This is a genomic window from Lysobacter antibioticus (genome assembly GCF_000731095.1).
GTDB lineage: Bacteria > Pseudomonadota > Gammaproteobacteria > Xanthomonadales > Xanthomonadaceae > Lysobacter > Lysobacter antibioticus_B.
In genome coordinates this window covers 93,811-109,022 of record NZ_JMTZ01000003.1, presented here as the reverse complement: position 1 = coordinate 109,022, position 15,212 = coordinate 93,811, and the positions used below count along the sequence as shown (strand labels likewise).

General features: G+C 70.2%; 2 protein-coding genes (1 of these 2 running past the window's edge). Both read right to left on the bottom strand.

The window, feature by feature from the left end; genetic code table 11:
- The coding region (locus tag EX88_RS0101015) for a condensation domain-containing protein (RefSeq protein ID WP_031370169.1) at positions 1-716 on the bottom strand (716 nt) is incomplete at its 3' end.
- Between the two features lie 76 nt (positions 717-792).
- A protein-coding gene (locus tag EX88_RS24190; RefSeq protein ID WP_051884288.1) for a non-ribosomal peptide synthase/polyketide synthase crosses the window boundary here: on the bottom strand, positions 793-15,212 show its 3' portion. It continues 13,465 nt past the right edge of the window; the window shows 14,420 of its 27,885 coding nt (coding positions 13,466-27,885); its start codon lies off the right edge, out of view; the stop codon is at positions 793-795.

The window sequence follows — 15,212 nt, the reverse complement described above, 5'->3', positions numbered from 1 at the left end:
GGCAAGGTGTTGATGAACAAACCGACCATCTGCTCGACGCCGGCCAGCTCCGGCGGGCGGCCCGAAACCGTGGTGCCGAAGGCGACGTCGCGGCGATGCGTAAGCCGGCCGAGCAACAGCCCCCACGCCGCCTGCACTACGGTGTTGAGGGTCACACCGAGGCCACGCGTAAGTCGGGTCAACGATTGCACCAGCGCATCGGGCAGGTCGATGCGCAAGGTGTCGGGTACCGCCGCTGCAGTCGTGGCCGCTGCGATCCGGCTCGGCTCCTCGAAGCCGGCGAAGGCGTCGCGCCAGGCGCTGCGCGCCGCGGCCGCATCGCGCGAGGTCAGCCAACGCATGTAGTCGCGGTAGGGCGTGACCCGCGGCAGCGCCTGCGCGTCGGCGCCGTTGCGGTACAGCGCGAACAACTCTTGCAGCAGGATCGGCGAAGACCAGCCGTCGAGCAGGATGTGATGGCTGGTGAACACCAGGTAATGCCGGGTCGCCGACTCGCGCACCAGCACGAAGCGCAGCAGCGGGGCACGGGTCAGTTCGAAGCGTTGCTGTTGGTCGTCGGCGATCGTCTGGGTTAGCGCATCGGCACGCTCATCCGCGGGCAAACCACTGATATCGATCTCGCGCCAGGGCAGCTCGACCTCGCGCTGGATGACCTGCACCGGCTCCTTGATCTTGTGGTGGACGAAGGCCGCGCGCAGGCTGGCATGGCGCCGCAACAGCGCTTGCGCTGCCGCTTGTTAGAGGGCGTGGAACAGGAAGCCGTGCTGCAACGGCGACAGCGGCAGCAGGTCTTCAATCTGAGAGTTGCGCATAAATCGATTCCAGAAGTTCGATGTCGGACTGGTCGAGCGCGACCATGGGGACGTCCGAAGGGGTCAGGGTCGACGTGTCGGCGGCCGCGGCGAAGTCGGCGATGCGGGTGAGCGCGTCGAACCAGGCCTCGGCAAAGGCACGCACCTCGCTTTCGTCGAGCAGTTCGCCGGCCCAGCTCCAGTTCGCGCACAGGCGCGGACCGTCGGGGCCGTCCTGGACCAGGGCGTTGAGGTCGATCGCGTGCGGCAAGGGCTGGGCCTCGTCGCTGCCGCCGCCGAAGGCGCCGGGGTCGTCGGCCACGCTCCATACCGCGGCGTCGTCGGAAGCGCCGACCGCGAAGCGGCCGAGGTAGTTGAAACCGATGCTCGGCGCCGCGAACGCGGCGAGTTCGCGCCCGGCCTCGTCGTGCAGATGCCGCAACAGGCCATAGCCGATACCCTGGTCGGGCACTTGCCGCAGTTGTTCCTTGACCGACTTGAGCGCGCGTTCCATGGCCTTGCCGCCGGTCATCGCCTCGACCGGGTCGAACTGCGAGGCATCCAGGCGCACCGGGAACAGGCTGGTGAACCAACCGACGGTGCGCGACAGGTCGGCGCGGTCGATCAGGCCGTCGACGATCGCGGTCTCGCGGCCGTGGCCTTCGAGGTCGAAGCGCAGGCTATCCGCATCGGGCGCGTTGCCGCGCTGGCGCCGCCAGGCGAACGCGGCCAGCGCGAACCCGGTCAGCAGGACGTCGTTGACGCGGCCGTTGATGCGCTCCGGCGCCTGGATCAGCAAGCGCTCGGTGGTGGCGACGTCGAGGCTCAGGCTGAGGCTGCGCAGGCTGGCATGGGTGTCGCGCTGCGGATCGAGCGGGCGCGCGAACCACGACGGCGAGGCGTCTTCGAGCATCGAACGCCAGAACGGCAGTTCCGCGCTGCGCCGCTGCGCCGCCTCGGGCAGGGCCAGCGCCCATTCGCGCAACGAGGTCGGCACCGGCTCGAGCACGATCGCCTCGACGTCGCCGGCGGCCTGTTGGTAGGCGGATTGCAGGTCGGGCACGAGGATGCGCCAGGACACGCCGTCGACCACCAGATGGTGCAGGACCAGCAGCAGGCGCGAGCGTTCGCCGTGGTCGAACCAGACCGCTTGCAGCAGGCGTCCGGCTTGCGGGTCGAGGCGTTCCTGCGCGGCCTGGGCCTGGGCGGCGATCTCGGCTTCGCGTGCGGCCGCATCGAGCCCGTGCAGCGACACCGCGAGCACGCAGTCGTCGGCGCGGATGCGGCCGGGCTCGGCGATCTCCAGCTCATGGGTCGGCGACACGCTCATGCGCAGCGCATCGTGGTGGTCGAGCAGGGCCTGGATTGCGTGCAACAAGGGCGCGGCGTCGAGCGCAGGCACCCGCAGCAGCATCGACTGTTGATACTGCTTGAACGGCCCCGGTTGTTCGAACAAGTCGCGCAGGATCGGCGTCGCCGGCAACGGCCCGGTCGACGCCACCGCCGGCAGTCGAACGGCTTGTTCGAGCGCAGTGGCGACAGTGGCGAGTGCACGCACGGTCTGGTGCTGGAACACCTCGCGCGCGCTCAGGCGCAGGCCGGCCTGGCGGGCGCGGCTGACCAACTGGATCGAACTGATGCTGTCGCCGCCGAGGGCGAAGAAGCCGTCGTCGATACCGACCGCGGTCAACCCCAGGACTTCGGCGAACAACAGCGACAAGCGCTGTTCGAGCTCGCTGCCGGGCGCGGCCGAGACGTCGACCTGCACTTGCGGCGCCGGCAGCGCCTTGCGGTCGAGCTTGCCGTTGGCGGTCAACGGCAGGGCGGGAACGGCGACGAAGGCCGCCGGCAGCATGTACTCGGGCAAGCGTTCGGCGAGTTCGCGCCGCAGCTGCGCGGCATCGATCTGCGGCGCCACGACATACGCGACCAACTGGCGCTGGCCGGGCCGGTCTTCGCGTGCGATCACCGTATTGGCGGCATAACCGACTGCCGCCAGGGCGGTTTCGATCTCGTCCGGTTCGATGCGGAAACCGCGGATCTTGAGCTGGTGATCGGCGCGGCCGAGGTGTTCGAGGCGGCCGTCGCGACGCCAGCGCACCAGGTCGCCGGAGCGGTACATGCGTTCGCCGACGAGGTAAGGATCGGCGACGAAGCGCTCGGCGCTGAGGTCGGGACGGCCGAGATAGCCGCGGGCCAGGCCGGCGCCACCGATATACAGCTCGCCGGCCACGCCGACCGGCACCGGCCGCAGGCGCGCATCGAGCACGTACAAACGGGTGTTGCGCAGCGCCGTGCCGATGCTGGGTCGGTCGCCTTCTTCGATCTCGTCGATGGCGACGTAACTGGAGTCGACCGTGCATTCGGTCGGGCCGTAACAGTTGTAGCCGCGCACCGGATGCTCGCGCAGCGTCTTCCACTGCGATTCGCCGACGGTTTCGCCGCCGAGTACGACCGTGCTCGGGTGAGTGCGGCCTTCGTCGAGCAGGCCGATAGCGCGCAACTGCTCGAAATGCGCCGGGGTCAGGTCGACCGCGTCGATACGCCGGTTGGCGATGTAGTCGAGCAGGGCCTCGCCTTCGCGGCGGGTGTCGTCGTCGATCAGGTGCAGTTCCTGGCCGGCGCACAACCACAACAGACCTTCCAGCGAGGTGTCGAAGGCGAAGGTCGCGGTCAGGGCGAAGCGGATGCGCGCCTCGCCGGAATGGCGCACGACATCGGCGAACAGGCGCTCGCGATGTTCCTCGAACAGGTTGGCGACGCCGGCATGGGTCACGACCACGCCCTTGGGTTTGCCGGTCGAGCCCGAGGTGTGGATGACGTAGGCCGGATGCAGCGGGTGCAGCGGCACTGAGCGGTCTGCGTCGGTCGGGTCGTAGTCCGGCGCGTCGGACAGGCGTTGCAAGCCCTCGACGTCGTCCAGGCGCCAGACCGGCATGTCGACCGCGAGCGGGGCATCGTCGATAAGCGCATCGGCGATGGCGCCGTGAGCGAGCAGCAGGCGCGGCGCGGCTTCGGCGAGCAGTTCGCGCAGACGCGGGCCGAGGTGCTCGGTGTCCATCGGCAAATAGGCCGCACCGGCCTTGAGCACGCCGAGCATGGCGACGACGGTGTCGAGCGAACGCGGCAAGGCCAGGGCGATCCGGTCCTCGGCGCCGATGCCGGCGGCGATCAGGCCGTGGGCGATGCGATTGGCGCGGCGGTTGAGTTCGGCATAGCTCAGCGAGAGTTCGCCGCAGACCGCGGCGATCGCGTCGGGCGTCGCCGCGACCTGATGCTCGAACCACTGCGGTAACGAGCGCCCGGACGCTGTGGTGCGGGCGCCGTTCCAGCCGACCAGCAGGCATTCGCGTTCGTCGGCATCGAGCAGCTCGATATCGCCGATGGCGCGGCCGGCGTCGGCGGCGACCGCACGCAGCATGCGTTCCAGGTAGACGCCGATGCGGCGGGCGGTGTCGGCGTCGAACAGGTCGACGGCATACTCGATCATGCCGTGCAGGCCGGCCGCAGCGCCGCGTTCGTCGTGCAGTTCGGTGAAGTCGAAGCTGAGGTCGAACTGGGCGATGTCGAGGTCGAACTCGGCGCTGCGGCTGCGCAGGCCGGGCAATTCCAGCTCGGCCTGGGCGTGGTTCTGCAGCGACAGCATCACCTGGAACAGCGGGTGATGGGCCATCGAGCGGGTGGGCTTGAGCGCATCGACCAGACGCTCGAACGGCAGGTCCTGGTGCTCGTAGGCGGCCAGGTCGGTCTCGCGCACGCGGCCGAGCAGTGCGGCGAAGCTCGGGTTGCCCGAGGTGTCGTTGCGCAGCACCAGGGTGTTGAGGAACACGCCGACCAGATCGTCGAGCGCGGCGTCGGAGCGGCCGGCGATCGGCGTCCCGAGGGCGATGTCGTCGCCCGCGCCGAGCCGGCTCAAGGTGGCGGCGAGCGCGGCCTGCAGGACCATGAACACAGTCGCTCCGTGGCGCCCGGCAAGCGCGGCCAGGCGCGCATGCAGGGCGGCGTCGAGCGGCAGCGACAGGTGACCGCCGCGGTAGCTCGAGGTCGGCGGCCGCGGCCGGTCGCTCGGCAGCGAGATCAGTTCCGGCAGATCGGCGAGGGTGCGCTTCCAGTACTCGGCTTGTTGCGCGAGCAGGCTGGCGGCGTCGCCCTCGTCGCCGAGCACTTGGCGTTGCCAGAGGCTGAAATCGGCGTACTGCACCGGCAGCGGCGACCAGTCCGGGGCACGGCCGCGCAGGCGCGCGGCATAGGCCTGGGCGAGGTCGCGCGACAGCGGCGCCAGCGAGGCGCCGTCGCCGGCGATGTGGTGCAGCAGCAACAACAGCACGTGGCGCTGCGCGTCGAGCGCGAACAGATGCGCGCGCAAAGGCAATTCGCGGCTGAGATCGAAAGCGTAGGCGGCCGTCTGCGACAGGTCGGCGCGCAGGCGTTCGTCGTCCGTGTTCGCGATCGACAGCGGAGCCTCGGCCTGGGCCAGTACGCATTGGCTCGGCGCTTCGCCCGCGACGGTGGTCGCGGGGAACACCGTGCGCAGGCTTTCGTGGCGCGCGACCAAGTCGGCGAGCGCGGCGCGCAGGGCATCGCGGTCGAGTTCGCCGTCCAGATGCAGGGCCAGCGGGATGTTGTAGGTCGCGCTGGGCCCCTCGAACTGATGCAGGAACCACAGGCGTTGCTGAGCGAACGACAACGGCAGACGCTGCGGCCGCGGTTGCGCGATCAGCGGCGCACGCCGGCCGCCGCCCGAGGGCAAGGCCCGCGCCAGTGCTTCCACGGTCGGTGCATCGAACAGAGTGCGGATCGACAGTTCGACGTCGAAGGTCGCGCGGATGCGGCCGATCAGACGGGTGGCGAGCAGCGAATGGCCGCCGAGGGCGAAGAAGCTGTCGCCGACGCCGACCCGTTCCAGGCCGAGCACTTCCGCATACAAGGCGCACAGGAGCGCCTCGGCGGCGTTGCGCGGGCCGCGCGAGGCCGGCTGCGCGGCGAACTCCGGCGCCGGCAAGGCCTTGCGGTCGAGCTTGCTGCCGTTGGCGGTCAGCGGCAGCGCGGGCAGGGCGACGAAAGCCGACGGCACCATGTACTCGGGCAGGCGTTCGCCGAGGCGCCGGCGCAGGCCGTCCTCGTCGATGGCTTCGTGGGTGACCAGATAAGCGACCAGCAGCGGATGGCCGGGCCGGTCCTCGCGCACGATCACCGCGTTGCCGGCATGGCCGCATTGCGCCAGCGCGGCTTCGATCTCGCCCAGCTCGATGCGGAAACCGCGCAGCTTGATCTGCTGGTCGGCGCGGCCGAGGTAGTCGAGCTGGCCGTCCTCGCGCCAACGGGCGCGGTCGCCGCTGCGGTACATGCGCTCGCCGATCACGAACGGGTCGGCGACGAAACGTTCCGCGCTCAGGCCCGGGCGGTCGAGATAACCGCGGGCCAGGCCGGCGCCGGCGATGTACAACTCGCCGGCCACGCCCGCCGGCACCGGACGCAGCATGGCGTCGAGCACGTACAAGCGGGTGTTGGCGATCGGCGTACCGAGCGGCGGCGCCGCGCCGGCCAGCGAGGCCGGCGACAACACCCCGCTCATCGCCGCGCAGACGGTGATTTCGGTCGGGCCGTAGGCATTGACCAGGCGCCGGCCGGCCGACCAGGCCGCGGCGACGTGCGGCGGGCAGGCTTCGCCGCCGACGATCAGGGTGCTCGGCCAGGTCTGCACACTCGGGTCGAGGCTGCTGAGCGCGCTCGGCGGAATCAGGGTGTGGCTGATGCGTTGTTCGTCGAGGGTGCGGGCGAGCGCGTCGCCGAGTAGCAGACCCGGCGGCGGCAACACCAAGGTCGCGCCGGCGGCGAAACACATCAGCATCTCCATCGCCGCCGCGTCGAAGCTCATCGAGGCGAACTGCAGCACGCGGCTGTCGGCGTCGAGGCCGAAGCGTTCGATCTGGCTGTGGGTCAGGCTGGGGATGCCAGCGTGAGTGACGACCACGCCCTTCGGCCGCCCGGTCGAACCGGAGGTGTAGATGACGTAGGCAGGATGGCGCGGATCGAGCGCGCGCATGCGTTCGCGGTCGTCCGGGTCGTGGCTCGGCGCGTGCACCAGTTCGGCACCGAAGCCGTGGGCGTCGTCGATCAACAGCAACTCGGCGTCGGCGGGCAGGCGCGCCGCGCTGGCGCGGGTGGCGATCACTTTGCGCGGGCGCGCATCGGCGAGGGTCCAGGCCAGGCGCTCGGCCGGGTGGTCGGCGTCGAGCGGCAGGTAGGCCGCGCCGGCCTTGAGAATCCCGAGCACGGCGACCACGGTGTCGAGCGAGCGCGGCACGGCGATGGCGATGCGGTCCTCGGGGCCGACGCCGTGCGCGATCAGCGCATGCGCGCAGCGGTTGGCGCGGCGGTTGAGTTCGGCATAGCTGTACTCGTGGCCGGCGCAGACCGCGGCGACCGCCTCGGGCGCGGCGGCGACACGTTGCTGGAACCATTGCGGCACGGTCTGCACGGGCAGCTCGACTTCGTTGCCGTTCCAGTCGTAGAGCACGCGGCGGCGTTCGCGGTCGTCGAGCAGGTCGAACTGTTCGAGGGCGCGCTGCGGATGCGCAGCGATCGCGTCGAGCAGACGCGACAGACGCTCGGCCAGGCGCTCGATGCTGAGCGCGTCGAACCGCGCCGGGTCGTAGTTGAAACGGAACGACAGGCGCGCGCCCGGCGTGACCAGCAGGCTCAGCGGATAGTGGGTGGCGTCGCTGCTGTGGAAGCCGCTGATGCGCAGCTCGCCGAGCGCCGACTCCAGGCCGTCGTGATCGATCGGGTAGTTCTCGAACACGTACAGGCTGTCGAACAGACGCTCGAAACCGGCCAGGCGTTGCAGCTCGGACAGATTCAGGTGCTGGTGTTCGATCAGCCCGGCCTGCTGCGCCTGCAGGTGCAGCAGCAGGTCGATGAAGCTCTGGCCGGCCTGCAGGCGCACGCGCGAGGGCACGGTGTTGATGAACAGGCCGATCATCTGGGCGACGTCGCGTAGCTCCGGCGGACGAGCCGAGACCGTGGTGCCGAGGACGATGTCGTCGCGGCCGAGCATGCGCCCGAGCAACAACGCCCAGGCGCCCTGCACCAGGGTGTTCAGGGTCAGGCCGTGGCGGCGCGCCAACTGGGCCAGGGTGCGCGACAACGGCTCGGGCAGATCGAGGGCGTGATGCGATTGCTCGCCCGACGCCGCTGGACGCGACGGCAGCAACAAGGTCGGCTCTTCGATGTCGGCGAGCACTTCGCGCCAGGCCTGTTCGGCCGCGGCCGGATCGCGCTGGCCCAGCCACGCCAGGTAGTCGCGGTACGGCGTGGCACGCGCCAGCTCGGCGCCGCCATACAGCGCGAACAACTCCTGCACCAGCACCGGCAGCGACCAGCCGTCGAGCAGGATGTGATGGTTGGTGATCAGCAGACGGTGGTGCGCATCGGCGAGGCGTACCAAGGTGAAACGCAGCAAGGGCGCACGATCGAGCTCGAAGCGGCGCAGGTGCTCGGTCTCGGCGACCCGTGCTGCTTCGGCTTCGCGTTGCGCGGCCGGCACCGTGTCGAGATCGACCCGTCGCCAGTCCAGCGGCACTTCGCGCGGAATCAGCTGCACCGGCGTTTCCAGCCCGCGATGGACGAAGGCCGCGCCGAGGTGCGGATGGCGCTGCATCAGCCGGCGTGCGGCGTCGCGCAGGCGCGCTTCGTCGAGCGGGCCGTTGAGATCGAAATGCACCTGCACCACATAGGGGTCCGGCCCTTCGTGGTCGTATAGGGCGTGGAACAGCAGGCCTTGCTGCAACGGCGTCAGCGGCAGGATGTCGGCGACCGCATGGGCGCCGCCGTGTTCGCGTTCTAGGGTTTCGATGGTGGTCTGGTCGAGCGCGACCAGCGGCAGGTCGGACGGGGTCAGACCACCGGCGTCGTCGCGTTCGAGCAGCGACGCCAGCGCACCGAGGGCGCGCGCATAGGTTTCGGCCAGGTCGACGATCTGGGCGCGGTCGAACAAGGCCCGCGGCCACGACCAGGTGGCGACGAACTCGGGGCCGTCGGCGCGGTCCTGGGTGAGGGCGTTGAGTTCGATCGCGTGGGCGATCGGCATCGCATCGCCGCCGGCATTGGCGACCTCTTCCTCGGCCTGTTCCCAATCGCGGGTTTCCGAGACGCCGAAGCGGCCGAGGTAGTTGAAGCTGATCTGCGCGGCCGGCTGCGCGGCGAGCAGCGCGCCGGTATCGGCGTTGAGATGACGCAGCAGACCGTAGCCGAGGCCGTGGTCGGGCACCGCGCGCAATTGCTCCTTGACCCGCTTGAGCAAGCGTTCGAGCTCGCCGTCGCCGGCGAAGGCGCGCTCCAGGTCGATCTCGTCCAGCGACAGGCGCAGCGGATACAGGCTGGTGAACCAGCCGACCGTGCGCGACAGGTCGAGCCCGTTGCGATCGCTCTCGCGGCCGTGGCCTTCCAGGTCGAGCAGCAGTGCATCGACCGCGGCGCCGGTGTGGCGGCGGCGCCAGTCGCTCACGGCGAGGGCGAAGCCGCTCAGCAGCACGTCGTTGATTCGGGCGTGGAAGCGCGCCGGCAACGCCGTCAGCAGGGCCGCGGTGACTTCGCTCGGCAGGCTGAGGCTGAAGTGCTCGCTGTTGGCGCCAGTGTCGCGTGCGGGATCGAGCGCGACCGGCGACAGCGGCGGGTCGGACCCATCGGTCGTCGCCGACCAATGCGCCAGCTCGGCCAGGCGCTGCGGCGAATGCGCGTCGTCGGACAACTGTTGCGACCAGGTGCGCAGCGAATGGCTGCGCGGCGCGAACGCCGGCGCACGGCCGGCACGGATCGCCTCGACCGCGTCGCGCAGGTCCGGGATCAGGATGCGCCAGGACACGCCGTCGACGGCGAGGTGGTGAATCGTCAACAACAGGCGGCCGCCGTGCTCGCCGGCGTCGAACCAGACCGCACGCAGCAAATCGCCGCGCTCGCAGGACAAGGCCTGCGCCGATTCGGCGGCAGCCGCGTCGATGCGGGCCTTCAGCGCCGTGCCATCGAGACCGGCGACGTCGATGCGCCGCAGGCAGGCTGCGGCGCCGAGGCTGCCTGGTTCGGGCACATGCAGGCGCCAGGCCTGGGCGTCGTCGCGGCCCAGGCGCAGGCGCAGGGCGTCGTGGTGATCGAGCAGGGCGGCGAGCGCATCGCGCAGCTCGGCTTCGGCGAGGCTGGCCGGCACCCGCAGCAGCACCGATTGGTTGAAACCGTCGAGGGCGACCTCGCGCTCGAGGAACCAACGCAGGATCGGCAGCGCCGGCAGTTCGCCGAGCGGTTCGTCGAGCAGGGCCGGTGCGGCCTCGTCGGCATCGCGGGCGACCAAGGCCAGCGCAGCGACGCTCTGGTGCTGGAACACGTCGCGCGGGGTGATCAGCAGACCGGCCTTGCGCGCCTGGCTGACCAGTTGGATGGAGATGATGCTGTCGCCGCCGAGATCGAAGAAGCTGTCGTCGATGCTGACCCGCGGCAGACCGAGCACTTGCGCATACAGCTCGGCGAGGATCTGCTCGCGGTCGTTGCGCGCGGCGCGGTGGTGGGCCGGGGTGAAATCGGGAGCCGGCAGCGCCTTGCGGTCGATCTTGCCGTTCGGGGTCAGCGGCATCGACGGCAGCAACACCATCACCGGCTGCATGTAGTCCGGCAGTTGCGCGGCGACATGGCGGCGCAGGTCGCTGAACTGGTCGAAGCTGGCCGGGTTGTTGGTGCAGACGGCGAGCTCGCGCGGTGCGTTCGCCAGGTACAGATCGGTCCACACCGCCGGCGCGGCGGCGTCTTCAGCGCGCACGAACAGCAGGTCGAGCCCGTCGCCGATGGCGCCGCCGGACCAGGTCGTCGCGACCCGGTAACCGAGGCGGCGGCCGAGTTGCACCAGCGCTTCGCTGGCCGCCTCGATGGCGCTGCCCGCGGCGATCAGCTGCGCACGCACCTCGGCGATGGCGATGCCGGAGGCCAGGGCCTGCAGCGCGTCCAGCTCGGGTTGCAGATGCGCATTGGGCACGCCGCGCAGGCGCAGGCCGGCGGGCTGGTGGTCGAGCAGATGGGTGGCGACGGCATCGAAGCCGTCGAAATCCGCGCCCCAGGCGCGCACCGGCAAGGACGCCAGCGAGCGCAGCGGCAGCGGGCCCTTGCGCAGCACCACCTCGTAGCGGTGGCGGCTAAGTTCGTTGCCGTAGGCGCTGCGCTTGGTCTGGATGTCGACCGCGGCGATGCCGTCGAGGCGCTGCGGCAGTTGGCTGAAGAACTCCGGTGCGACCAGCAGTTCCTTCTCGGCCAGCAGGATCTGCTCGATGCGCCGCTGCAGGGCCGCCGCGTCGGTGTCGGCATCGGCCTGGTGCAACTGGATCGCGGTGGCGAAGCTGCGTTGCAGGTGCAGGTTGCGCACGTCGCCGAGGAACAGCGAGCCGCCCGGCGTCAGCAAGTCCATCGCCTGGCGGATCACTTCCAGCAGATAGTCGCCGTTCGGGAAGTACTGCAGCACCGAGTTGATGACGATGGTGTCGAAGCGGCCGTCCTGGCCGTCGCTCGCCAGGCTGTCGCCGAGGCCGTGCATCTCGTGCGCCGGCCGCGCATGCAGTTCGATCTTGCCGGCCAGTTGCGGTTGCCGTTCGATCTCGCCGCGCAGGCGTTCGATGGTCGCCGCCGACAGATCGGTGCCGTGGTAGGCCTCGACGTGCGGCGCCACCTGCGACAGGATCAGGCCGCTGCCGACGCCGATTTCGAGCACGCGCCGCGGCTGCAGTTCGAGGATGCGTTCGACCGTGGCCGCACGCCACTCGCGCATCTGTTCGAGAGCGATCTCGGAGCCGTCGTAGCTGCTGTTCCAGCCGTGGAAGTTTTCGCCGAACTCGACCGCTTGCGGCGGTTCTTCGCCGTACAGGGTCTCGTAGATGGTTTCCCACTCGCCGATCAGGCGCGATTCCTGGCCCTGGTCGCGGTCGGCGTCGCGTTCGTGTTCGAGCACGACATAGGCGACCAGTTGCTTATGGCCCGGCACGTCTTCGCGTGCGACCACGATCGATTGCGCGACCGCGGCGTGGCGCTGCAGCACGTCCTCGATCTCGCCGAGTTCGATGCGGAAGCCGCGCAGCTTGACCTGATGATCGACCCGGCCGATGAATTCGAGTTGGCCGTCGTCGCGCCAGCGCGCCAGGTCGCCGCTGCGGTACATGCGCTCGCCGGCGAGGTAAGGATCGGCGACGAAGCGCTCGGCGCTCAGTGCGGGGCGATGCAGATAGCCGCGCGCCAGGCCCTTGCCGGCCAGGTACAACTCGCCCGGTACGCCGACCGGCACCGGCTGCAGGCCGGCGTCGAGCAGGTAGACGCGGCTGCCGAGGATCGGCGTGCCGATCGGCGGCACCGAGGCGCCCGCCAGCGGCGCGCTCATGGTCGCGCACACCGTAGTTTCGGTGGGACCGTAGGCATTGGTCATGCGCCGGCCCTGCGACCAGGTCTTGACCAACTGCGGCGCGGTGGCCTCGCCGGCGACGATCAGGTCGCTGCAGGTCGCGAGCGCATCGGCGCCAAGCACCGACAACGCGGCCGGCGGCAAGGTCGCATGGGTGATGCGGTGGCGTTGCATGGTCTCGACCAGGGCCTCGCCCGGCAACAGCCGGTCGGCCTCGGCGACGACCAGGGCCGCGCCCGACAGCAGCGCCATGCACAGTTCCCAGAACGCCGCGTCGAAGCTCAACGAGGCGAACTGCAGCACGCGCGAACCCGGGCCGACCTCGAAGGCGGCGATCTGGCTGGCGAGCAGGCTCGGTACGCCGGCATGGGTGACGACCACGCCCTTGGGGCGCCCGGTCGAACCGGAGGTGTAGATGACGTAGGCGGCATCGGCCGGCGACGCGGCGGCGAGCTGCGGCGCGTCGGTCGCTTGCGCGGCGAGGGTCTGCAAGGTTTCCGGCAGATCCAGCAGCCAGGTCGGCACGCCGTGTTCGGGCAGGCGCGCTTCGATCTCGCGCCGGCTGATCAATCGCGCCGGTTTCGCGTCGGCGAGCATGTAGGCCAGGCGTTCCGGCGGGTAGTCCGGGTCCAGCGGCAGATAGGCCGCGCCGGCTTTGAGGATGCCGAGCACGGCGACGACCATCTCGGGCGAACGCGGCAAGGCGATGGCGACGCGGTCTTCGCGGCCGATGCCCAGGGCGATCAGCGCGTGCGCATAACGGTTGGCGCGGCGGTCGAGTTCGCCGTAGCTGATACAGGCGTCGCCGAACAGCAAGGCCGGCGCTTCCGGATCGCGCGCGACCTGGCGCTCGAACAGGGCCGGAATGGTGGCGTCGGCGATGGCGCCGTGCGCGTCGCCGAGCACAGTGCGGTTCGCGTCGCCGAGCAAGCGCTGGCGTTCGTCGCTATCGAGCAGGTCGATGGCGGCGATGCTGCGCCGCGGGTCGCGGGCGGCGGCATCGAGCAGGCGCAGCAAACGCTGCCACAGGCGTTCGATCGAGGCTTCGTCGAACAGATCGGTGGCGTACTCGATGACGCCGTCGAGGCCGGCCGGCACGCCGTCGGCGGCGAGGCGTTCGCCGAGGTTGAAGAACAGATCGAACTTGGCGCTGCGGAAGTCGGCGCTATGCATCGACACGGTCAGGCCGGGCAGGCGCAGCTCGGCTTCGCTGACGTTCTGCAGGACCATGCCGACCTGGAACAGCGCATGGTGCGAAGTCGAGCGGGTCGGGTTGAGCAGTTCCACCAGGCGCTCGAACGGCGCGTCCTGGTGGGTGTAGGCCGCGAGCGCAGTGGCGCGGACCCGGCCGAGCAAGGTCTCGAAGCTCGGCTGCCCGGACAGATCGGCGCGCAGCACCAGGGTGTTGACGAAGAAGCCGACCAGATCGTCGAGGGCCTGATCGTTGCGCCCGGCGATGGCGCTGCCGATAGCGATGTCGTCGCCGGCGCCGAGGCGGTGCAGCAGCGCGGCGAGGCCGGCTTGCAACACCATGAACAAGCTGGCTTCGTGGCGATGAGCGAGGTCGAGCAGGCGCGCGTGCAGTTCGGGATCTATGCTCAGCGCCCATTGCCGGCCGCGATAGCTCGCGACCAGCGGACGCGGCCGGTCGGTCGGCAACTCGATGCGTTCGGGCAGGTCGGCCAGTTGCGCCTTCCAGTAACCGAACTGCTGCGAGATCAGGCTGTCCGGGTCCTGCTCGCTGCCGAGCAGGCGTTGCTGCCACAGGGTGTAATCGGCGTACTGCACCGGCAGCGGCGCCCAGGTCGGCGAATGTCCCTGCAGACGCGCGGCATAGGCCTGGCCGAGGTCGCGCGCCAGCGGCGCCAGCGAGGAACCGTCGCCGGCGATGTGATGCAGCACCACCAGCAGCACGTGCTCCTGCTCGCGAAGACGGAACAGGCTGCTGCGCAGCGGCGTCTCGTGGGCGAGATCGAACACGTGCATGGCGTCGGCATGCAGCAGCTCGGCCAGGGTGTCGGCGTCGGCTTCGACCAGCGACCACTGCGGAGCGCTCTCGGCGATCGACAGCACCTGCTGGTAAGGCGTGCCATCGGCTTCGGGGAAGATCGTGCGCAGGCTTTCGTGACGCGCGACCACATCGCTCAGCGCGGCGCGCAAGGCGTCCAGATCCAGCCGCCCCGACAGGCGCAGCGGCATCGGGATGTTGTAGGCGGCGCCACTGTCGCCCGTGCCCGCGTGTTGTTCGAACTTCTGGATGAACCACAGACGACGCTGCGCGTACGACAGCGGCAGCAGCGCCGGACGCGCTTGCGGACGCAGCGCCGGGCGGGCCAACTCGGCCTGCGGCAAACGCGCGGCGAGGCTCGCCACGGTCGGCGCCTCGAACAGGGCGCGCAAGGGCAGTTCGATGCCGAGTGCGGCGCGGATCCGGCTGACCAGACGGGTGGCCAGCAGCGAGTGGCCGCCGAGGGTGAAGAAGTGATCGTCGAGGCCGACCCGTTCGACCCCGAGCACCTCGCCGAACAGCTCGCACAGCAGGCTTTGCTGCGGCGTCTGCGGAGCGCGATAGGTTTCCGCGGCGCGATCGCCCTCGCCGGGTTCCGGCAGGGCCTTGCGGTCGATCTTGCCGTTCGGCGTCAGCGGCAGCGCGTCCAGGGCAACGAAGGCCGAGGGCAGCATGTACTCGGGCAGGCGCTCGCCCAACGCCTGACGCAGGGCGCCGCCGTCGAGGCCATCGGCGACGACATAGGCGACCAAGCGCTTGAGGCCTTCGCGGTCCTCGCGCGCGACCACGACGTTACGGGCGTGACCGAGCTGGGCCAGGGCCGCTTCGATTTCGCCGAGTTCGATGCGGAAGCCGCGGATCTTGACCTGATGGTCGAGGCGGCCGAGGAAGTCCAGACGGCCATCGAAGCCCCAGCGTGCCAGGTCGCCGGTGCGGTACATGCGCCGTCCGTTCTGGAACGGGTCGGCGACGAAACGTTCGGCGC